Annotated in this window: 19 protein-coding genes; 7 read left to right on the top strand and 12 right to left on the bottom strand. The window is 60.9% G+C overall.

Annotated elements, in window-relative coordinates; translation table 11 throughout:
• Positions 1-933: 933 nt before the first annotated feature.
• Complete coding sequence (locus tag PMI37_RS28300; protein WP_008087835.1) at positions 934-2,307, bottom strand: aminotransferase-like domain-containing protein; 1,374 nt, start codon at positions 2,305-2,307, stop codon at positions 934-936.
• 186 nt (positions 2,308-2,493) lie between these two features.
• Entirely contained in the window at positions 2,494-3,255 is a 762-nt protein-coding gene (locus tag PMI37_RS28295; protein WP_008087833.1) for an SDR family oxidoreductase, read from the bottom strand.
• Between the two features lie 238 nt (positions 3,256-3,493).
• On the opposite strand from PMI37_RS28295, the gene PMI37_RS28290 reads away from it, so the two are divergent.
• Positions 3,494-4,498, top strand: coding sequence for an NADP-dependent oxidoreductase (locus PMI37_RS28290; RefSeq protein ID WP_008087831.1), 1,005 nt, complete (start codon positions 3,494-3,496; stop codon positions 4,496-4,498).
• A gap of 149 nt (positions 4,499-4,647) precedes the next feature.
• Here PMI37_RS28290 and pyrF read toward each other — a convergent pair whose 3' ends face one another.
• The gene (gene pyrF / locus PMI37_RS28285; RefSeq protein WP_008087829.1) at positions 4,648-5,346 is read right to left on the bottom strand and encodes an orotidine-5'-phosphate decarboxylase; all 699 of its coding nucleotides are present in this window, start codon (positions 5,344-5,346) and stop codon (positions 4,648-4,650) included.
• A 296-nt stretch (positions 5,347-5,642) separates the two neighbouring features.
• On the opposite strand from pyrF, the gene PMI37_RS28280 reads away from it, so the two are divergent.
• The 3 genes from PMI37_RS28280 to xopAW all read left to right on the top strand — a co-directional run bounded on the left by PMI37_RS28280 (position 5,643) and on the right by xopAW (position 8,527).
• Complete coding sequence (locus PMI37_RS28280) at positions 5,643-6,392, top strand: response regulator (RefSeq protein ID WP_008087827.1); 750 nt, start codon at positions 5,643-5,645, stop codon at positions 6,390-6,392.
• Positions 6,392-7,441: a sensor histidine kinase gene (locus PMI37_RS28275; RefSeq protein WP_008087826.1), complete on the top strand. Its 1,050-nt coding sequence runs from the start codon at positions 6,392-6,394 to the stop codon at positions 7,439-7,441. Before PMI37_RS28280 ends, PMI37_RS28275 begins: the two co-directional genes overlap by 1 nt.
• Before the next feature lie 231 nt (positions 7,442-7,672).
• Positions 7,673-8,527: an EF-hand domain-containing protein gene (xopAW, locus tag PMI37_RS28270; RefSeq protein WP_008087824.1), complete on the top strand. Its 855-nt coding sequence runs from the start codon at positions 7,673-7,675 to the stop codon at positions 8,525-8,527.
• Between the two features lie 801 nt (positions 8,528-9,328).
• Here xopAW and PMI37_RS28265 read toward each other — a convergent pair.
• The 9 genes from PMI37_RS28265 to PMI37_RS28225 all read right to left on the bottom strand — a co-directional run bounded on the left by PMI37_RS28265 (position 9,329) and on the right by PMI37_RS28225 (position 17,393).
• Entirely contained in the window at positions 9,329-10,381 is a 1,053-nt protein-coding gene (locus PMI37_RS28265; RefSeq protein ID WP_008087822.1) for an AI-2E family transporter, read from the bottom strand.
• A gap of 69 nt (positions 10,382-10,450) precedes the next feature.
• On the bottom strand, positions 10,451-11,269 hold the full coding sequence (locus tag PMI37_RS28260; protein ID WP_008087820.1) for a DUF4892 domain-containing protein: 819 nt from the start codon (positions 11,267-11,269) through the stop codon (positions 10,451-10,453).
• 103 nt (positions 11,270-11,372) lie between these two features.
• Positions 11,373-12,227, bottom strand: a complete 855-nt coding sequence (locus PMI37_RS28255; RefSeq protein ID WP_008087817.1) for an alpha/beta hydrolase — start codon at positions 12,225-12,227, stop codon at positions 11,373-11,375.
• Positions 12,224-13,030, bottom strand: a complete 807-nt coding sequence (locus PMI37_RS28250) for an alpha/beta fold hydrolase (protein ID WP_008087815.1) — start codon at positions 13,028-13,030, stop codon at positions 12,224-12,226. Before PMI37_RS28250 ends, PMI37_RS28255 begins: the two co-directional genes overlap by 4 nt.
• Positions 13,031-13,210: 180 nt before the next feature.
• Complete coding sequence (locus PMI37_RS28245; protein ID WP_008087813.1) at positions 13,211-13,654, bottom strand: hotdog fold thioesterase; 444 nt, start codon at positions 13,652-13,654, stop codon at positions 13,211-13,213.
• Between the two features lie 31 nt (positions 13,655-13,685).
• Positions 13,686-15,341 carry an AMP-binding protein gene (locus tag PMI37_RS28240; protein WP_008087811.1) on the bottom strand — a complete coding sequence of 552 codons (1,656 nt, stop codon included), beginning with the start codon at positions 15,339-15,341 and terminating at the stop codon, positions 13,686-13,688.
• A gap of 208 nt (positions 15,342-15,549) precedes the next feature.
• Entirely contained in the window at positions 15,550-16,002 is a 453-nt protein-coding gene (gene sixA, locus PMI37_RS28235; protein WP_007917466.1) for a phosphohistidine phosphatase SixA, read from the bottom strand.
• Positions 15,999-16,346 (bottom strand): DUF4389 domain-containing protein, encoded by a 348-nt coding sequence (locus PMI37_RS28230; RefSeq protein ID WP_008087808.1) that lies wholly within the window; start codon positions 16,344-16,346, stop codon positions 15,999-16,001. The genes sixA and PMI37_RS28230 overlap by 4 nt, the downstream gene beginning before the upstream one ends.
• Positions 16,347-16,367: 21 nt before the next feature.
• Positions 16,368-17,393 (bottom strand): NAD(P)H-dependent glycerol-3-phosphate dehydrogenase, encoded by a 1,026-nt coding sequence (locus tag PMI37_RS28225; RefSeq protein ID WP_008087807.1) that lies wholly within the window; start codon positions 17,391-17,393, stop codon positions 16,368-16,370.
• A 196-nt stretch (positions 17,394-17,589) separates the two neighbouring features.
• On the opposite strand from PMI37_RS28225, the gene PMI37_RS28220 reads away from it, so the two are divergent.
• The 3 genes from PMI37_RS28220 to PMI37_RS28210 form a co-directional block, all read left to right on the top strand.
• Entirely contained in the window at positions 17,590-19,713 is a 2,124-nt protein-coding gene (locus PMI37_RS28220; protein ID WP_008087806.1) for a TonB-dependent receptor plug domain-containing protein, read from the top strand.
• A 1-nt stretch (position 19,714) separates the two neighbouring features.
• Positions 19,715-20,647 (top strand): hypothetical protein, encoded by a 933-nt coding sequence (locus PMI37_RS28215; RefSeq protein ID WP_008087805.1) that lies wholly within the window; start codon positions 19,715-19,717, stop codon positions 20,645-20,647.
• Positions 20,644-22,150: ATP-binding protein (locus tag PMI37_RS28210; protein WP_008087804.1), on the top strand; the 1,507-nt coding region annotated here is incomplete at its 3' end. The genes PMI37_RS28215 and PMI37_RS28210, both read left to right, overlap by 4 nt.

Raw genomic sequence — 22,150 nt, 5'->3', positions numbered from 1 at the left:
CTGGTGCAATTGTTCGTAGACGGTTTTTTCCTGCGCCAGCAGTCCGGTGTATTCGGCGAGTTTGTCGTTGAACCCGGCGATGTGCCCGGACACCTCATTGAGCACCGTCAGATAGCCCTCGTCCTTGACCGTTGCTTTCAGCTCCTCGGCCTGTGCCTGAGCCTGCGCCGCCTGTTCGATGTTGCCCTTGCCCGCACTGTCGGCATCGCCCTTGCGGCTTTGGTCCAGACGAATTCGCGCCTCGTTCATCGCTTGCAGCATCAAGCGCGAAACCTGGCTGACCTGACTGGCTTGCTCGATAAACTGCGCACCGTCCTTGCCCTCGGTGTCTTTCAATGTATAAGCACCATCATCGGCCAGCCCGGCCTGCAACACATCGAGATTGTTGGCCACGCTGGACACCGACCAACTGGCCATCTCCAGCGCCAGATCCTTGGCTTGTGTCAGCGATACGAACTCATCGAACGCCTTGCGATAGGCCCCCAGCGACTGCTCGACATCCGTCATCACCGCCACATTGGAGGGCGACAGCGCCTTGAGTTCGTTGGCCTGGGCAATCAGCCCATCGACGCCTTGACGCAAGGCATCGGCGGTTTTCGGGTCACCGCGCAAAGCGTATTCCTGCTCCAGCAGGCGCACCTTGAGCAGGCCACTGTTCAGCGCAGACATCTGCTTGAGCCCCTCGAAGCGCTGACTGATGGTCTGCAGGGACCAGACCCCGATGGCCGCGACCAGCGCGGTCAACAACAGCACCAGGACAAACCCGACACCCAGTTTTTTCGCCATACCGAGGTTGGCAAAACGTCCTTGCACGGCCGAAATCATTGCGCGTAGTCCTCTGCCATAGTCTGTGCACGAAGATTCGCAACGGCCACGAACCAGCACAAGTCTCTGGCGTCGGAATAATGGCAAAAAGCTACGCTCGCGTCGTTTTCAGAACACTCGAGGTCGATCCGCACAGGTACTGCGAAAAAACTGCCGAGCCCGAGGGTCGCAGGCGTAGGCGACGTTGATCCGGTGCCACTCGCTGGCCTCACCGCTGGGGCTGAAGGCGTTCGGCGCAGACAACACCACATCATTACGCTGCGCGTGTCGGCGCAGACGCACATGATCGGTCATGGAAGAGCGCGCCCAGATGAACAACCCGCCGGTCGGCTTGCCGAAAACCTCCCAGTCAGCGTCTTCGAGCGCTTGCAACGCCGCTGCACGATCGGTATTCAAACGCTGGCACTGGCGCTGCACCAGTTTTCGATAAGCGCCGCTGCCCAAAAGGCTGGCCAGCACCGCCTCGCTGAAACCGCAAGCGCCCAGGCAACTGATCATCTTGACCTGCGCCAGCCGGGCGATCAGCTCGGCGTCAGCCAGAATGAAACCGACCCGCAGCGAACTGCTCAGGGTTTTCGAAAAACTGCCCACATAAATAACCTGTTCATCCAGCGCCGCCAGTCGCGTGCCGTTACCACTGTGCAGGTCGGCGTAGACATCATCTTCAATCACGCGCACGCCGTGCAGCCTGCACAGCTGCAGGATCTGCTGTGCCACAGTCGCCGTCAGGCTGGTGCCGGTCGGGTTGTGATGATGACTGTTGATAAACATCGCGACCGGCTGAAACTCCTGCAGCAGCGCCTCGAGTGCGACAACATCGGGCCCCAGCGGGGTGCGGCGCACCTCAAGCATGTGCACGCCATGCAAGCGCAGCAGGTTGAACAACGGCGCATAACCCGGGGTTTCAACCACCACGCAATCCCCGGCCCGCAACAGCGTCCGAACGATCAGATCAAGCGCGTGGCTGGCCCCCGCCGTGGTCAGTAGCTGGCTTTCATGGGCTTCGATGCTGAGGGTTTTAAGGCGTTTGACGATCTGCTCTCGCAGGGTGAAAAGGCCCAATGCCGAGCTGTAGCCGAACAGACTGGCCATGTCGGTGCGGGCGACCTGCCTGATCGCGTAGCTCAGGTCGTCAGACTCACGCCAGCCCTGAGGCAAACCGCCGCTCCCCAGCTTCAGGCCGCCCACCGTTGCACACATCCCTGCGCAGCCGACCTCGCCGGCCGTTCTGCTCAGCGTTTTGGGTGACGCCGCCACCATAAATCCCGCGCCCTGACGTGAGGCCAGAATGCCTTGGGCAACCAGCCGTTCGCAGGCCTCGGTCACACAGGACTGACTGAGCAGATTGCCCCGGGCAATTTGTCGAACCGAGGGCAGACGCGTGGCGGGTGGCACGCCACTTCGCATGATCCAGTCAGTGAGTCCGTCAACAATCTGCTGCACTACCGGCACCAATGCCTGGCGGTCAATTCTCAATTCCATGAGCTCGTAAACTCCTGTCCGTTTTGCTGGCGGCAGTAAATCACAGCCGCGCCGCACAGGCTGTGCGACAACGCCGTCAAAAGCGACCGTTCTAACGCCTTGATACACATTGTTTAGCGGATACACAGAGCAGGCTGCCGGCATAAAAAAACCCGCACCAGGGCGGGTTGGTTTTCAGGCGCGGCTTCAGAACGCGGTGACGCCACCGTCCACGGCCAGCGAGTGCCCTGTGGTGAAGGCGGCGCCGTCGCTGCACAGGTACAGCACGGCGCTGGCGATCTCCTCGACTTTGCCGATACGGCCGACCGGGTGCATGGCATTGGCGAACTCGCCCTTCTTCGGATCAGCCTCATAGGCACGACGAAACATGTCGGTGTCGATCACCGCCGGGCACACCGCATTGACGCGGATTTTCTTCTTCGCGTATTCAATGGCTGCCGATTTGGTCAGGCCGATCACCGCGTGTTTCGACGCCGCATAGATGCTCATTTTCGGCGCTGCGCCAAGTCCGGCCACCGAGGCGGTGTTGACGATCGCCCCGCCGCCCTGCGCCAGCAGCAATGGCAACTGATACTTCATGCACAGCCAGACGCCTTTGACGTTGACGCCCATGATCGCGTCGAACTCGTCCATTGAGCCTTCCGCCAGTTTGCCCTTCTCGATCTCGATGCCGGCATTGTTGAAGGCGTAGTCGAGACGGCCGTAGGTATTGATCACCTCGCCCATCAGATTTTTCACTTCGCTTTCGACGGTCACGTTGCAACGCACGAAGGTCGCTTCGCCGCCGGCTGTACGAATCAGCGCCACGGTGCCCTCGCCCCCCGCGGTATCCAGATCGGCGACCACCACTTTCAAGCCTTCGGCGGCGAATGCCTGGGCGGTCGCACGGCCGATGCCGTTGGCCGCGCCTGTGACTACGGCAACCTGACCGGAAAACGTCATGCTCATTGTTATGTCCTCGAACGCAAAGATGCAGGGGGATGCTTGTCGTTGCAGCATAGCGACAGCGGGTTACCAGACGTCAGCACTATCCAGTGGCTGTTTAAGTGCTCATGCGTCGCAGTGATAAACCTGTGCGGGTGACTATCACTGCACTGGATCGACTAGCATTCGCCGCATCAGCCAACCTTGCGACGTTGCCGTCGAAGGTCTATCAACAAAGCTTCATTCAACTCGAGTGCCTGTCATGACTTCCCAGACCAATCGCCAGTTCCTGCTCGCCAAACGCCCGGTGGGTGCGGCCACCCGCGAGACTTTTACCTATCAGGAAGTACCGGTCGGCGAGCCGGCGGCGGGACAGATTCTGGTCAAGAACGAATACCTGTCCCTCGACCCGGCCATGCGTGGCTGGATGAACGAGGGCAAGTCCTACATCCCGCCGGTCGGTCTCGGTGAGGTGATGCGCGCACTGGGCGTAGGCAAAGTCATCGCCTCGAACAATCCAGGGTTTGCTGTTGGGGACTACGTCAACGGTGCCATTGGCGTGCAGGATTATTTCCTCGGCGAGCCCAGAGGTTTCTACAAAGTCGATCCGAAACTGGCGCGGCTGCCGGTGTATCTGTCCGCACTGGGCATGACCGGCATGACCGCGTATTTCGCCCTGCTGGATGTCGGCGCACCGAAGGCTGGCGACACCGTGGTGCTGTCCGGGGCGGCGGGTGCGGTGGGCAGCATTGCCGGGCAGATCGCCAAGATCAAAGGTTGCCGCGTGGTGGGTATTGCCGGCGGCGCCGACAAGTGCAAGTTCCTGATTGATGAACTGGGTTTCGACGGCGCCATCGATTACAAAAACGAAGACGTGATCGCCGGCCTCAAGCGCGAATGCCCGAAAGGCGTGGACGTGTATTTCGATAACGTTGGCGGTGACATTCTTGACGCCGTGCTCAGCCGCCTGAACATGAAGGCGCGGGTGGTGATCTGCGGTGCGATCAGTCAGTACAACAATAAAGAGGCGGTCAAAGGCCCGGCCAATTACTTGTCGCTGCTGGTCAACCGCGCGCGCATGGAAGGTTTTGTGGTGATGGATTACGCGGCGCAATACGCCAGCGCGGCGCAGGAAATGGCCGGCTGGATGGCCAAGGGGCAGCTCAAGAGCAAGGAAGACATCGTCGAAGGCCTGGAGACCTTTCCGGAGACGCTGATGAAGTTGTTCAGCGGTGAGAACTTTGGCAAGTTGGTGTTGAAGGTTTAACGTCGAAGATCAAAAGATCGCAGCGTACCGCAGCTCCTACAGGGGTTTACATAACCTGTAGGAGCTGCCGAAGGCTGCGATCTTTTAACGTTTTCGACCACAAGACAGGCAAGATCAAAAGATCGCAGCGTGCCGCAGCTCCTACAGGATCAGGCGATTTCGGCTACAACTGCTGCCAGCGCCTGCGCCGGGTCAGCCGCCTGGCTGATCGGACGACCAATCACCAGATAATCGGAACCGGCATCCAGCGCCTGACGCGGGGTCAGAATGCGGCGCTGATCGTCCTGCGCGCTGCCCGCCGGGCGAATCCCCGGGGTCACCAGTTGCAGCGACGGGTGCGCGGTTTTCAGCGCCGTCGCTTCCAGCGCCGAGCACACCAGACCGTCCATGCCAGCCTTCTCGGCCAACGCGGCCAGACGCAACACTTGCTCTTGCGGCTCGATGTCCAGGCCGATACCGGCCAGGTCTTCACGTTCCATCGAGGTCAGCACGGTCACGCCTATCAGCAATGGCTGCGGGCCGCTGCGCTTGTCCAGTTCTTCACGGCAGGCGGCCATCATGCGCATACCGCCGGAGCAATGCACGTTGACCATCCACACGCCCATCTCGGCGGCGGCTTTCACGGCCATCGCGGTGGTGTTGGGAATGTCGTGGAATTTCAGATCGAGGAATACTTCAAAACCCTTGTCACGCAGGGTGCCGACGATTTCCGCGGCGCAACTGGTGAACAGTTCCTTGCCCACTTTGACCCGGCACAGTTTCGGGTCCAACTGGTCGGCCAGCTTCAGTGCGGCGTCACGGGTGGGGAAATCCAGGGCGACGATGATAGGAGTCTGGCAGGCGGACATGAATGGGCTCTCAGGCAGGTCGAAATCGGCGCGCATTGTAGCGGAACCGGCGGCGGCGCGGCACCCGATGATCGGTAAATCGTCGCGCCGACCGTGATCAGCATAGCGCTCGCTGCTATTGTGTCGACTCCGATACACAACCGACACGCCAGCAACAAGCGCCCGCGCTAGCCTCGCCAGCCGCAACACGCCCTTACATCAGCACTTCCCGCCTCACGGCCGGACGCCTATGCTGAAACCACAACCTCGCAGCCCATCTTTGTGGTTGGCGGCCTACCTGGCAGACGAACAGCCTCATGCACAACACCCAAACGACCGCGACTGATGAGCCTAAAGACGACAAGCGCTGGAGCATTCGCGCGTTGATCGTCGACGACGATGTGCCGATCCGCGAGCTGATGATCGACTACCTCGCCCGCTTCAACATTCACGCCAGCGGCGTCACTGACGGTGCAGCGATGCGCGTGGCGATGCAGGCCGAACATTTCGACGTCGTCGTGCTCGACTTGATGCTGCCGGGTGAAGACGGTTTGTCGCTGTGCCGCTGGTTGCGCGCCGAATCGGACATCCCGATCCTGATGCTCACCGCACGTTGCGAGCCGACCGACCGCATCATCGGCCTGGAATTGGGCGCCGATGACTACATGGCCAAGCCATTCGAACCGCGCGAATTGGTCGCGCGCATTCAAACCATTCTGCGCCGGGTACGCGATGACCGTACCGAGCAACGCGCCAATATTCGCTTCGACAATTGGCGCCTGAACAGTGTCTTGCGTCAGTTGATCGCCGACGATGGCCTCGTGGTGCCGCTGTCCAACGCCGAATTCCGTTTGCTGTGGGTTTTCATCGAACGCCCGCGCCGGGTGCTCAGCCGCGAACAATTGCTCGATGCCGCCCGTGGTCGCTCGATTGAAGCGTTCGACCGCAGCATCGACCTGCTGGTGTCACGCTTGCGGCAGAAACTCGGTGACGATCCAAAAGCTCCACAGTTGATCAAAACCGTGCGCGGTGAGGGTTATCTGTTCGACGCCAGGGATATCGGCTGATGCGGGCGCGCTTCGACACGCTGTTCGGTCGCCTGTTTGGCGTGCTGTTCGTGGCGATTGTCCTGGCGCACCTGTTGGCTTTTGCCTGGTTCCACCATTACGGACCGCCGCCCCCTCCGCCGCCGCCTGAATTCTCCCAAGCGTTTGACGGCCAGCGGCCCGCGCAAAGTCCACACTTCGAAATCCGTCCGCCGCGCCCCTGGTTTGGCGGGCCGGTGGTGCCACTGACCTTTCAATTCATTACTTTGATGATTGCTGCCTGGTACGGCGCGAAACTGCTCAGTCGGCCGATCCAGCGTTTGAGTGACGCCGCTGAACGCCTCAGCGAAGACCTCGACAGCCCACCGCTGGACGAGTCCGGCCCCCGTGAGGCGCGGCAGGCGGCGCACACCTTCAACCTGATGCAACAACGCATTCTCGAGCAGGTTCAACAGCGCTCGCGCATGCTCGGTGCCGTCTCCCACGACCTGCGCACACCGCTGTCGCGCCTGAAACTGCGCCTGGAAAACATCAGTGACGACAAGCTGCAAAGCCAGATGCGCCAGGACCTCAACGACATGATCGGCATGCTTGACGCCACCCTCACCTACCTGCACGAACAGCGCACCAGCGAAGCCTTGCAGTTGATGGACGTGCAGGCGCTGGTCGAATCGTTGTGCGAAAACGCTCAGGATCAGGGCGCTGACGTTGAGGTCAACGGCCACTGCGCACCCTTGCCGGTGCAACCGATGGCGCTGCGCTCGTGCCTCAACAACCTGTTGGACAATGCCCTGCGCTATGCCGGCCAGGCACGCATCGAACTGCACGATCAACGTGAACAGTTGCTGATCCGCGTGATCGATCACGGCCCGGGAATTGCCGAGGACAAGCGTGAAGCGGTGTTTGAACCGTTTTATCGCCTGGAAGGTTCGCGTAACCGCAATTCTGGCGGTGTCGGTCTGGGCATGACCATCGCCCGCGAGGCCGCGCAGCGTTTGGGTGGACAACTCAATCTGGAAGAAACCCCGGGCGGCGGCCTCACCGCGATCATTCGCCTGCCGCGCCCCTGAAAACACCACCGTTCCCTGTAGGAGTGAGCCTGCTCGCGATAGCGATTTATCTGTGAGAGTTGCTTTGCCTGACACACCGCCATCGCGAGCAGGCTCACTCCTACAGGGTTCGTGGAGCGCTTTCAGTCTGTGTACCCCTCGGTACAAACCTCACATACCCCTGACAACTTAATCCCTGAGGCTGCATAAGCCGGTATACCCACCGGTTTTCCATTCCAGGGAGTGAGTCCGATGATCGGTAGCGTCAGCAACTACACGAGCTATACCAGCACCAGCAGCACGACCACGCAAAATGCACGCAGCCAGCAACTGCAAAAAGAACTGTTCGCCAAACTCGACAGCAACGGCGACGGCGCGGTGGATCAGGACGAACTGAACAGTGCCCTGTCGCAAAAGTCCGACGACGGCCTGCTGGTCAGCCTGAGCAAGCAATTCGGTGATCTGGACAGTGACGGCAGCGGCGGCCTCAGCGCCGAAGAAATGACCGCCATGGCGCCACCACCGCCACCGTCCGGCAATCAACCGCCGAACACCGACCTCGCCGACGCCCTGATCAGCGCCCTCGACACCGATGGTGACGGCGCCATCAGCAGCGACGAACTCAGCAGCGGCCTGACCAGCGCCGGCAGCACCGCCGACAGCAGCAAAATCTTCTCGGCTCTGGACAAGAACGAAGACGGCGTCGTCAGCCAGGACGAACTCACCGCCAGCCTGACCCCACCGCCACCACCGCCACCGCCAATCAACAGCGACGAATTGTTCGGTCAACTCGACGCCGATGGCGATGGCAGCGTGAGCGCGACCGAACTGAGCAGCGCACTGCAAGCCAGCGACAGCACCTCATCGAGCAGCACCGACACCAGCGCCGCACTGCTCAAAGTCCTGGACAGCGACAGCAGCGGTGGCGTGAGCAGCGACGAGTTGAAAGCGGCATTGCAAGCGGGACGCGAACGTCCGGATGACCAACAAACAGCCTCGACCCAAAGCACCACCGAAGCGCTGAACCGCATGATTGCCAACCTGAGCAAACAGTATTCGCTGGAGCAAACGGCGTCGGTGGGCAAGTATTTGAACGTCGCGACGTGAGTTGACCGGGTGAACGGTGATCGTTTCTAGGCGGGGTCTGGAAACGGTCATTTATGTGCCTTGCGGAGGATATTGGCGGGCTGCAATACCCCATCGCGAGCAGGCTCACTCCTACAGTTTGAATAGTGTGCATTCAGAGGGAAATGGGTTGACTGGCAGGCCATCATCGCTGGCAAGCCAGCTCCCACAATTTGAATCGGGTACGTTCAGAGGTAAATCGGACGGCTGTCAGACCGCCATCGCGAGCAGGCTCACTCCTACAGAAATCAAAAGCCGACCGCATGCTTCTAACCACTCAACACAATGAGCGTTAGCTCGAGTGCAGCTCTTGATCTTGATCTGAAGGCCCATCGGCAGGCTCCCACAATTTGAATCGGGTGCATTCAGAGGGAAATGGGTTGGCGGTCAGGCCGTCATCGCGAGCAGGCTCACTCCTACAGAAATCAAAAGCCGACCGCGTGCTTCTAACCACTCAACACAATGAGCGTTAGCTCGAGTGCAGCCCTTGATCTTGATCTGAGGGCCCGTCGGCAGGCTGAGTGGAGGGATTGATCCGGGGGTGGGAGCGCAGCGACCGTTCGACGAAGTCGAACACATCGAGAGGAGGTGCCGCGCAGCAAACCGGAGGCGATGCCCCCGGATCGATCCCGGAGCGAAGGAACCCCGAGCCCCAGCGAGCGGGCCGTACGCCAGGGCAAAGCCTTTTGGTTCCTTTTTGGCGTTTGAAAAAGGGACTCGCTGTAAGGGCGAAACCGTCAGTAGCCACACCCGCAGAAACGGATATTCACTCAAACAAAAAAATCAACGCCGCTCCTCAACCCGCGACTGACTCTTGCTCCAATCCGTCAACAAACTGTAAGCCACCGCCAACAACGTAGGCCCGATAAACAAACCGATAAACCCAAACGCAATCAACCCGCCAAACACCCCGAGCAAAACAATCACCAACGGCAAATTCCCGCCGCGGCTGATCAGATACGGCTTGAGCACGTTATCCACGCCACTGATGATGAACGTCCCCCAGATCCCGAGAAACACCGCCATCCCATACTCACCCTTCCAGGCCAGCCAAGCCGTGGCCGGCACCCACACCAACGGCGGCCCCATCGGAATCAGACTGAGCAGGAACGTCACAATCCCCAACACCAGCGCCCCCGGCACCCCGGCAATCAGAAAGCCGATCAACGCCAGAATCGCCTGCGCCGCCGCCGTACCAATCACCCCGTTGACCACCCGCTGCACCGTACCGGCCACCAGCTCGATGTAATACCCGGCACGATCACCGATCAACCGCTCCAGCAGACTGTGCACAAACGCCGCCAGTCGCGGCCCGTCACGGTAGAAAAAGAACACAAAGACAATGCTCAGCGTCAGCTCGAGAATCCCGCCCCCAATCTGCGCACTGCGCGCCAGCAACCAGTTGCCGACCTGCCCCAGATACGGCTTGATCGACACCATCAATGCCGCGCCCTGCTGATCGATGCTGTTCCAGAGGCCGACCAGCCGTTCGCCCACAAACGGCACAGTGCCCAGCCAGACCGGCGCCTCCGGCAGGCCATCAACCTGTACATCTTTGATAAACGCCGTGGCATCGCGCACATGATCGGCCAGGTTGAACCCCAGCCAGACCAGCGGCGCCGCCACCAGCAACATCCAGCCGAGGGTCAAAATCGCCGCAGCCAAAGCCTCGCGTCCCTTGAGCAATCGGGTCAGCAAGCGCATCAGTGGCCAACTGGCGAACGCCAGCACCGCGCCCCAGAACAGCGCCGACCAGAACGGCGCCATCACCCAGAAGCTGGCGCCAAACAACACCAGCAGCAGGATCTGCACCAGCAGTCGATCGTTATTGAGCATGTGAGATCTCGAAAAAGTCAGTCAGGCCAAGAGTAGGCGAACACGCCACGCGTGCTCGCCCGGCACAGCTTAACGCAACAGATCGATGCGCAGGCCCACGCCATCGACGCTGCCTGTCTCCATGCGTGCCGCGCGCACGCCCTGATTGATCAGGGCCTGGCGCCACGCTTCGGCTTTCGGCCCGGACACCGTGATCCGCTGGGTGGTGTCGAGGTTCAAGCCCCGGGAGATCAGCCGCAGCCAGGTGTCATCCGGATCATTCACCAGTTTCGGGAAATCCAGCTCGCCGGTGCTTTTGAGCTGGCGCAGCAGGGTCGCCGAGGTGGGCAACAGCTCGCCCAACGGTGCCGCAGCCTCGAACTGCTCGACGTGCAGATAAGCTTTGCGATTGCCGCGAGTGATGCTGTAGAGCGCCACCAGCGTGTTGTCGCGCGGAGCGGCCAGTCTCAACAACAGATACGCCTGTTGTTCATCGGCGCCGTACAGCTTGGAGTTGCCGAACACCTCATTGGCCCACAGGCTGCTCTCGCCGCAATCGCGGGCCTGGCACCAGAACAGCAACTCGGCGTCCTGTTTTTGCAGGGCCTCGCGGGCGGCGGTGAAGGCTTCGGTGGCGGAGTGTTCGGGCGGCAGCTCGTAGGTCACCGACGTGGTCTGGCCACGGGCAGTGACCTGGCCGTCGAAACGTAATTGGCCGCTGATCTTGCGGATCGAGCCCAGCGGGTAGATGCGCTCGAGCTCGACGCTCGGCCGATAGTCGACAATTTGCGCATCGGCCAGGCGCGGCACGATCTGCAGATCCTGACTGCCAGGCACATCGGCGGCGAAAGAAACGGAACTGAAACAGCACAGCGCCAACAGACTGAGTGACCGCGTAGTCAGGCTCATCGGATCGGCATGACTGTGTTATTCGGGGTCGCAGCGGTATAGAAATCCATCGTGGTTGTCTCCCATTTCAACCCGCCCAGCCTCGACAGTTGCCTGCGGCAAGTCAAGGAATGGCGAAGAAGCGATTGAAACAGTCTGCGACAAGATCCGCCCCGGCCTCGTCGTTCAGGTGCAAATGGTGCCCGCCTGGCAACTGTTCCCGGCTAAAGGGTAGACGCTCCAGCAACTCCGGGTGCCTGGCCAGCATGCCGTCGGCGGCGACCACCAATTGCGCGGGGCAGCCGATGCGCGCAACGAACGCCATTGCCTGCTCCTCGGTCAGGCGCAGTGGCGACGGCAAGGTCAGGCGATTGTCGGTGCGCCACGTGTAACCGCCAGGCACCGGCATCAGTCCACGCTGAGCCAACAACTGCGCCGCTTCGCGACTGACCGCTACCAGACCTTTCATGCGCGCTTCGATCGCACGGTCGAGGGTGTTGTAAACCGGTTTGCGCTTCTCGCGCAGATCCAGTTGCGCTTGCAGGGCCATGCCCATGCGCTCGGCAGCATTTTCGCCTTTGTCCGTAGGAGGAATCACGCCATCAATCAACGCCAGATGCGTGATGCGCTCCGGCAATGAACCCGCCAGCACCATGGACACAATGGCGCCCATCGAATGCCCGAGCAGGCCGAAACGCTGCCAGCCCAGTTGCTCGGCGACTTGCAACACGTCATGGGCGTAATCCCACAACGCATAGCCAGCCCCCTGCGGCCGATGCCCGGAATGCCCGTGCCCGGCCATGTCCAGCGCAATAATGCGCAAGCCCTTCAGCTTCGGCGCCAACCGGGCGAAGCTGTTGGCGTTGTCGAGCCAGCCGTGCAGGGCAATGACCGGCAAACCGTCCTCGGGCCCGAACAAATGCGCCGCCAGTTCGATGTGTGGCAGGCTCAGGCGCACTTCTTCAAAGGTCGGGCTCATGCGCAATCCTTGTCCTGACGGTTTTCCCAGCGGCTAAACAGGGTCTTCAGCAACCGCGCCGTGTCTTGCGGGCGCTCGAGCGGAAACATGTGGCCGCCGGGCATGCTCAGCGCTTCGCCTTGCGGCATGCGCGAGACGAAACGGGTGTGATGGCGCATCACCACGCTGCTCTTGTGTCCGCGCACCACCGCCAGCGGCACCTGCAATTGGCGAGTGCGGCCCGGGCTGGTGTGCGGCACACCGCGATAGATGCTGATTTCGGTTGCCGGATCAAAACGCAGGCGCAGCTTGTCGCCGACCGGATGTAGACCGTGTTGCAAATAGGCGTCGAAGCACTCCGGGTCGAAACCGCGAAACAGGGTTTTGCCGGCAAAGTAGCTGCGTGCGCTGTCGAGATCGGCAAACTCTTCACGCCGGCCCAACGTGCGGCCGGCCGGTGTCAGCCTGTCGATAAAACCGAAACGCTTGGCTGCGCGGATCACCCACTGATCGGTACGGGTCAGCACCGGCGAATCAAGCATCACCACGCCGCGATACAGTTCAGGGCAACGCAGTGCTGCGTGCAGGTGCAGGACGCCACCAAAGGAATGACCGACGCCCCACACGGGCTGATCCTGCTGTTGCAAGTGATGGATCAGCTCATCGACCAGGTTGTACCAGTTGTCGTCCGCCGGAAAACGCGGGTCATGGGCATGTTGCTCCAGATGCGCGACCCGGTACTCGGGCGCCAGCGCCGCGAACAACTTGCCATAGGTGCCCGAGGGAAACCCGTTGGCGTGGGCGAAAAAGATCGGTTGCGACATGCGGGCAAATCCATGAGCGGGAAACGTGGGGTTGATTGTCCGTAAGACCTTGCCTCACAGCAATGACCATAACTGCCAGAAAGGGTGGTGGAGATGCTTCAGAAGCAAAAGATCGCAGCCTGACATATGTACCCCTGTAGGAGTTGCCGAAGGCTGCGATCCTTTGATCTCGAAAACCCATCACCGCGCCGGCGGCTGCTCACCCAGCGGCACCACCGCCATGGTCAGCCGCGACACACAACTGGCTTTACCCTCATCGCTGGTCAACCGAATATCCCAGACATGCGTGGTGCGCCCGATATGAATAGGTTTGGCCACCGCCGTCACCCGGCCACTGCGCAAGCCGCGCAAATGGTTGGCGTTGATCTCAAGCCCCACGCAATAGAATTTGCTGGCATCGATGCACAGATAGCTGGCCATCGAGCCGACAGTTTCCGCCAGCACCACCGAGGCACCGCCGTGCAGCAAACCGTAAGGCTGATGCGTGCGATGGTCGATGACCATGCTCGCCGTCAGCGACTCTTCGTCGAACGCTTCGAAGCGGATGTCCAGCACTTCGCCGATGGTGTTTTTCTGGATTGCGTTCAACTGCTCGATGTCGGGAGTGGTACGCCACAAGCTCATCGCAGACTTCCTTTGTTGTTTTAGTCGTCGCTCAATCCTGCCACAGCACCGCCTCACTGCGCTCGCTCCATTCTTCGAAGCGGGCACCGTAAGTGGCTTCGATGACATTGCGCTTGAGCTTCAGGGTGGGGGTCAGAAAGCCGTTTTCCACCGCCCAGCTGTCCTTGACCACCACCAGACGCCGCAGTTGCTCATGCTTGTCGAGCACGGCGTTGACCTCTTCCAGCAGTTTCTCCAGGCTCGAATGCAGGCTCGCCCGGGCCTCCTCGTGATTGACCGTCGAGAGCACGCACAAACCCAATGGCGCACTCAGCCCCTCGCCGACGACACACACCTGTTCGATGCGTGAATGCACGGCCAGGCGATTTTCGATCGGCGCTGGCGCGACGTATTTGCCCTTGCTGGTCTTGAAGATTTCCTTGAGTCGCCCGGTCAGGCGCAAACGCCCTTCGCCATCCTGCTCACCCTTGTCGCCAGTGCGCAGAAAGCCATCCTCGGTAATCGTCTCAGCGGTTTTCTGCTGCTCCTTGAAGTAGCCGAGCATGATCGCCTGACTGCGTATCTGCACCTCGCCGGATGCGTCGATTCGCACCTCGACATCCGGGCACGGCCTGCCGATCCAGCCTTGGCGGTATTGCCCCGGCAGGCAAATGTGCGAATAACCGCAACTTTCGGTCAAGCCATAGACCTCCAGCACATCAAGGCCGAGTTTCTGGTACCAGTCGAGCAACGTCTGCGGCACCGCCGCCGCGCCGGACAACGCCACGCGCAAGGCATCGAGCCCCAGCCCCGCAAGCACTTTGTGCCCGACGCGCTGGCCAATGAACGGCAGTCCGAGGAGCCAATCCAGGCGTTTCGCCGGGATCTTGCTGTACACGCCCATCTGGAATTTGGTCCAGATGCGCGGCACGCCAAACAGCGCGGTCGGCCGTGCACGCTGCAGGTCAGTGATAAACGTGTCGAGGCTTTCGGCAAAGAACACGGTCTGCCCGGTGTAGATCGAGGCCAGCTCGACAAACATGCGCTCGGCGACGTGGCACAGCGGCAAATACGAAAGCAGCCGGTCATTTTCATTAAGGCCGAACAATCGCGTGCCACGGCTCGCGGCAAACCCGAAATTGCCGAAACTGTGCATCACGCCCTTGGGCAGGCCGGTGGTGCCAGAGGTGTAGATGATGGTTGCCAATTGCTCGGCGGGTGGACGCGGATCGTCCTGAATCGGCGAACTGCGCTGCAAGTCTGTCCAGTTGAAATCGAACGCGCCGGGCGGGTGCAGCGGCAGGCTGATGGTCGGCAGATCCGCCGGCACGCCTTGCGACATGCTCGGCCAGTCATCCAATTTGCCAATGAACGCAAGAACGCTTTCCGAGTGACTGAGCACTTGCGCGACGGAGTCAGCGGTAAGGTTGGGATACAACGGAACGGAGACGTGCCCGGCCATCCAGATGGCCAGATCGGCGATGATCCAGTGCGCGCAGTTTTTCGAGATCAGGGCGATGTGGCTGCCTTGCGGCAACTCGCGGGCGCGCAGCCAGTGCGCAGCACAGCGGGCCTGGTGACCGACGTCGGCCCAACTCAGTGTTTCGACCTGTCCGCCGCCCGTGGGCTGCACGAGGAAGCGCTGGCGCGGATGCCGGGCTTCACGTTCATAAAACACGTCCAACGGCAAACGGAAGGCGGCAGACATGCGACTCGCTCCTGTTTTTAGGTCTGGAGCAAGCGTAGTCAACCAAGCAAGTGCTTGGTTGGAAAATTCACACAAATAATTTCAGGTGTACGCGGTACCTGTAGGAGTGAGCCTGCTCGCGATTGCGGATTATCAGGCGGTATTTATGTCGACTGACACGGCCTCATCGCGAGCAGGCTCACTCCTACAGGGGGCGGTGTTCACAACTTCAGGGGTGTTTGAGGCTGTTAAGGGTCATCGAGCCAATCAACAGTTCAGGACTTTCCAGCTCGGCCAGCCCCGCGGTGCTGACCTTCTCCGGCGGATACCCGGCGCCATGCTGCAGATAACTGAGCAGATTGCCCACCAACGGGTTATGGCTGACCAGCAGCACATTGCTCACCGAGACCAGTTGATCGGTGACCTTGTCCGGATCGACCTCCGGGGTCAGCCATTCGACCGTGCGAATCTCCGGTTCGAAACCCAGCGCCTCGCGAACAATCTGCGCGGTCTGCTGCGCACGCAGATAAGGGCTGGCGTAAATCGCCGTCAGCGGCTGGCCGATCAAGCGTGCGGCGCTGCTCAAGGCTTCTTTGCGACCGTGCTCGGTCAGCTCCCGTTCGGAGTCGGGGCACGAGCCATAAGGCACGGCTTCACCGTGACGCAATACCCAGAGTTTCATAGCTTGGGTTCCTCATCTCGGACCGGATGCGGTGCAGGGGCGACGGCGTGCGGCGCTTCACCTTCCGGGGTACGCGGCGTTGGCCAGTCGGCGAACGGCCACGGTTTCTGGTCGCTGTGGAAACTGCCGAAACGGCCGATCTGCGCCAGGAACTGGCTCAGGCTGTCGCCGAAATTCATCAGGCTGGCGCTCGGCGCGCCATAGATCAAACGATAGATCAGTTGCACCAGCACCACCGCGCCGAGGATGAACTGCGCCACTTGCCAGACCAGCACGTAGACGATCATCCACAGCACCCGCAGGAGGATGGATTCGTACTTGGCTTCGGTTTTCGGATCGTTCATGGCTTGCTCCGTGCTGGGGTCTCAGTTGAAACCACTGGTGGAAATAAAGTCGACGTCGGTTTTCGGCTCGGCTCGCATCAGTAGACCGATCACCTGCTCCAGCGTGCGTCCCTCAAAGAGGATCGCGTGCAGCCCGGCGACCAGCGGCATGTACACACCGACTTCCTGCGATTTGGCCTTGAGCACCTTCAAGGTGTTGACCCCTTCGGCGACTTCACCGAGGCGCGACACCGCTTCGTCCAGACTCAAGCCCTGACCGAGGGCGAAACCGACCTGATAGTTGCGACTCTTCGGCGACGAGCAGGTGACGATCAAATCGCCGACGCCGGCCAGACCGAGGAAGGTCATTGGGTTGGCGCCCTGATTCACCGCAAACCGGGTCATCTCGGCCAGGGCGCGAGTGATCAGCATGCTTTTGGTGTTCTCGCCCATCTCCAGCGCCACCGCCATGCCGGCGATGATTGCGTAGACGTTCTTCAACGCCCCGCCCAACTCGACGCCGAAGCGGTCGGCGCTCGCATAAACGCGGAAGGTGCGGCCGTGTAGCGCGGCTTGCACTGCTTTGCACAGATCTTCGTCTTCACTGGCGACCACGGTGGCGGTCAGCGCGTGTTCGGCGATCTCGCGCGCCAGGTTTGGCCCAGAGAGCACGCCGATGCGTGCCTGCGGGGCAATTTCTTCGAGAATCTGGCTCATCAGTTTGAAAGTCTGGGCTTCGATGCCTTTGGTCAGGCTGACCAGCATTTTGCCGCTCAGACGCTCGGCGTGGGCAGCCAGCACCGTGCGCAGCGCGCTGGACGGCAGCGCGACAAAGCACAGATCGCAGGCGTCGAGCGTGGTTTGCAGGTCGGTGACTGCGGTCACACCTGGGAGAATCTTGATGCCTTTAAGGTAACGCGGGTTTTCGCGATTGACCCGGATGGCCTCGGCCTGCTCGGGGTCACGCATCCACTGCAGGACTTGATGGCCGTTCTCGGCCAGTAAATTGGCCACGGCGGTACCAAAACTTCCGCCTCCCAGGACCGCAATCGGGCGCTGTTCAGTCATATGCAATCCGTTAATCCATACCAGTGGCGATGCCGGCATTATACGGGGCGACCCGATGGCGGCCAGCCCCTGCGTCAATTACCGGCACTTGTAGGAAGAAGACCAATAAAACCTAGGAAAATGCCTGCAACGTGACTGGAAAAGTCGCTGCCCTCGGTTAACATGCGCGCCAATTCTTTGCTTTCAAGGCTGTGTCGTGTCTGTCGGTTCCCCTCCCCCGCGTTCATCACTGTTACTGGCGCTGCTGTTCAGCCCGGTCTTGCAGGCGGACGATCTGTTCATGGACGGCGAAGCGCTGCCGCAGGTACTGACGGCCACCCGGCTGAAACAAACGCCGGCGGAAGTGCCGGGGAGCATGACCGTGCTCGACAGTGAGTTGATCCACGCCAGCGGCGCGCGCGACATCAGCGAACTGCTGCGCCTGGTGCCAGGCATGATGGTCGGCAACATCAGCGGCAATCAGGCGGCGGTCAATTACCACGGCACCAATGCCACCGAAGCGCGGCGCATGCAGGTACTGATCGATGGCCGCTCGGTGTACCGCGCCGGGTTGGCCACGGTGGACTGGAGCGATATTCCGGTGGCCATGGAAGACATCGAGCGCATCGAAGTTTTTCGCGGCCCCAACACCGTCAGCTACGGTGCCAACGCGCTGATGGCGGTGGTCAACATCATCACCCGCCACCCGGCGGACAGCCACGGCACGCGATTGAAGATCACCCGGGGCCAGCGCGGCATCAATGACTTCTATGCCAGCCAAGGCACCGGCTGGAATGGCGGTGATTTGCGCCTGTCGCTGTCCGGCCAGGAAGACGACGGTTTCGACAGCGACCGTACCGGCGCCGATTACCGTGACAGCCGTCGCTTGAACCGTTTCAGTCTCGCCGTCAGCCAGACCCTCAGCGATAACCAGAGCCTCGACTGGCAGGTCAACGCCAAAGACGGCAGCAATCAACGGCCTTACACCTACCATCCGGTGTTTTCAGGGATTACTGCTGCCGGGAATAATTCCGACGTGGTGGCCAAGGATTACGCAGGTTCTGTGCGTTGGAACCTCGACATCAACCCCGAGCACAGCCTTTATGTGCAAGCGTCGGCGCAACACTGGGACCGCCAGCAAACCTGGCGCGCCTGCGATGCCGAGGTGTCGTTCAGCCCCGAGCTGACGCAACTGTGGCAACTCAACCCGAACTACACCGAACGCCTGGCGCGCAACATCACGCAGTACACCGGCCCCGGCGCCGCACCCGGTACCCCACAGGAAATGGCCCTGGCCAATCGGGCACTCGATCAATGGCGCAACGGCGCCAGCCAGACCCTGTGCGGCGACATTGACCAGAGCGCCCGCGAATCGCGCTACGACCTCGAGCTGCAGGACACCCTCAGCCTGTCCGACAGCCTGCGCCTGGTCAGCGGCATGAACTATCGTTACGACCGCGCCGATTCCGAAACCTATTTCAACGGCACGCTCGACGACACCACCTGGCGCGCGTTCGGCCAACTGGAGTGGCGCGCCACTGAACATTGGCTGTTGCAAGGCGGGGCGATGTTTGAAGACACGCAACTGATCGGCAGTTCGCTGACGCCGCGATTTGCCGTCAACTACCTGATCAATCCACGCCATGGTCTGCGCGCGGTGTACTCGGAAGCCATTCGCTCGCCGGACATGTTCGAGAACAATGTGAACTGGAGCTATCAGGTCAGCAACCTGCGGCCCTCGGCTTACGGTCAGTCGTCGGCGCGCTACTTCGTCAAGACCCGTGGCCCGGGCGATCTCGATCAGGAACACATGCGCTCACGGGAGTTGGGCTACAACGGCTATTTCGCCGAACTTGGCCTCGCGCTTGATGTGAAGCTGTTCTACGACGAAATCACCGGGATGATCAGCGAGCCACTGCGCAACAACCAGTACATCGCCAGTAACGCCAACAGCTCACGTTTTCGCGGCACCGAAACCCAGCTCGACTGGCGCGTAAGCCTGGCCGACCGCTTGCGCTTCACCTATGCCTTCGTTGATGCCGAGGCAAGCAACCCGCTGGATCAACAGTTCACTTCGCGCAACAGCGGTTCCGCCGGTTGGCTGCGCGATTGGGGCCATGGCTGGAACAGCGCCCTCTTCTATTACGGCGACAACGCGCTCAACGGCTACCGCTTCGAGCGGGTCGACACACGCATCGCCAAACGCATTCCGCTGGGCAAAGCCCAGTTGCAATTGGCCGGCGTGCTGCAACAGCGCCTTGATCATGAGCCGACCACGTTCGTCGACAACAATTACGACGAACGCCGGGTCATGTATTTCAGCGCCGAGCTGGAGTTCTAGGATGCGATTTGGCTCGTCACGGAAGACGCCAACCCTTGGCCACTGGCTGGCCGGACTCTGTCTGTTTGTGACCGCGTGGCTGCACGGCGTCGCGGTGCAGGCTGCCGACATCCTCTTGACCGGCGCTGAGGAAAGCCCCGGTGTGCAGGCGTTCGTCCAGGCCCTCAGTGAACTGCGCCCCACTGACAATGTGCGTTTCCAGCCGCTGGCCAGCTTGCCGGCACCGGGCAAATTACCGGCCAGTCTGCGCCTGATTTTGCTCGACCTGCCCAGCCTCGACTGGCGCCTGCAAGATGCTCAAGGCCCGGTGACACTGGTATTGCGCATCACTCGTTTGCAGGCACGAGAACGCCTGGGCACGACTCATCCGCCACACTTGAGCCTGTTGTGGAGCGATCCACCGTTAAGCCGCCAACTGCAATTGATCCGGCGGATTCTGCCGCAGACGCGCCGCGTCGGTGTGCTGTTCGATCAGCACAGCGAGTTCCTGCTCAAGGAGCTGACTATGGCGGCCAAGCCATTGAATCTGCAGATCGTCAGCGAGCGCTGGGACAACACCCACGACAGCCGTCCCTTGCAAGCGGTGCTGAAGAATAGCGACGTGTTGCTGGGCCTCGACGATCCCGATTTGTACAACCCGAAAACCGCGAAAAACCTGCTGCTCAGCAGTTACTCGCGGCAGGTGGCATTGGTCGGCCCCAACGTTGCTTTTGTCCGTGCCGGCAGTCTGGCCAGTAGCTACAGCGACCAGAACGACTGGCTGACGGTGCTCGATCAATTACTCGACCAGCCACCGGCCTCCTGGCCGCGAACCCTCTACCCGACACATTTCAAGGTCTCAAGTAATGCGCAGGTGGCTCGTTCCTTAGGCATCGAACCGCCCAATGATGCGTCCGTTGCCAAAGCATTGGCTGAAGGAGAACGCCATCCATGATTTTCCGTCGCCGCTGGGACATCAATACCCGCACCCAGCTGATCAGCCTGGGCCCGGCGCTGTTGCTGACCTTGCTGTTGATCAGTTTCTTCACGTTTGTGCGGATTCAGGATTTGCGCCAGGAGCTGACCCACACCGGCCAACTGATCGCCAACCAACTGGCGCCGGCCACCGAATACGGGGTGATTTCCGGCAACAACGAAGTGCTGGAAAGCCTGCTCAAGGCCACGCTGGCCACGCCCAACGTGCGTTTTCTCGAAGTGCAGGACAGCGCCAACCGGATTCTGGTGTACGTCGAACAACCGGCGGCGGCCCACAATCGCCCGCATCAGGTCGAAGTGTTTCAGGCACCGGTGCGGCTGCAACGGATCTCTCTGCACAATGATTTTTTCCAGGACGGCAAGGTCACTAGCGGCGCCGCGAACGAAGATTATCTGGGGCGGGTGATCGTCGGCTTGTCCAACGATGCCTTCAGTCAGCGCCAGCAGGAAATTCTGCTCAAGGCCGGGATTCTCGCGCTGTTCGCCCTGCTCTTCACGTTTGTCCTGGCGCGGCGTCTGGCCGGCAGTCTGTCGCAGCCGATTCGCGACATCGGCCACGCGGTCAAGGCGATTCAGGACGGCGACTATAAAACTCCGCTGCCGATTGTCGATGACACCGAACTCGGCGCATTGTCGCAGCACATCAATAACCTCGCCCAGGCACTGGAACAGGCCAGCCGCGAACAGCATCAGGCGATGGCGCAATTGATCCAGACCCGCGAGGAAGCGGAAAAAGCCAACAACGCCAAATCCGACTTTCTGGCGATGATGAGCCATGAACTGCGCACACCGATGAACGGCGTGCTGGGCATGCTGCAATTGCTCGAAACCACCGAGATGACTGAAGAACAGGTCGAGTACGCAGCCCTGGCGTCCGAATCCACCGAACACCTGCTGAAAGTCATCAACGACATTCTCGACTTCTCGCGGATCGAGCGTTCGGAGCTGGAGCTGGAACACATTCCGTTCAACCTTGCCGAACTGATTGGCGCCTGCGCCCAGTCGTTCCAGCACAGCGCGGCGCAGCGCGGGCTGGCGCTGAACCTGCGGATTCCCGAGGACATGCGCGGCTTGCAGGTGCAGGGCGATCCGACGCGGATCCGGCAGATCCTGGTCAATCTGGTCGGCAACGCACTGAAATTCACCGAACAGGGCCGGGTCAGCATCGAGGCGCAATGGCAGTCGCTCGATCACGAACTGCTGTGGTTCACCTGCTCGGTGCGCGACAGCGGCATCGGTATTTCCGCGGAAAGCCTGGAATTGATGTTCAACGCCTTCCAGCAGGCCGACAGTTCGATTTCCCGCCGTTACGGTGGCACCGGCCTGGGCCTGCCCATTGCCCGGACACTCGCCGAGCGCATGGGCGGTACCTTGCGTGCGCAGAGTGAGGAAGGCCTCGGCTCGGTGTTCACCCTGGAAATCCCCTTGGCGCTGTATAAAGAGGCGCTGCCGCCACTGGCGG

This window comes from Pseudomonas sp. GM80 (assembly GCF_000282515.1).
Lineage (GTDB): Bacteria > Pseudomonadota > Gammaproteobacteria > Pseudomonadales > Pseudomonadaceae > Aquipseudomonas.
The sequence above is the reverse complement of the archived record's forward strand: the minus strand, read 5'-3'. Positions and strand labels throughout refer to the sequence as shown.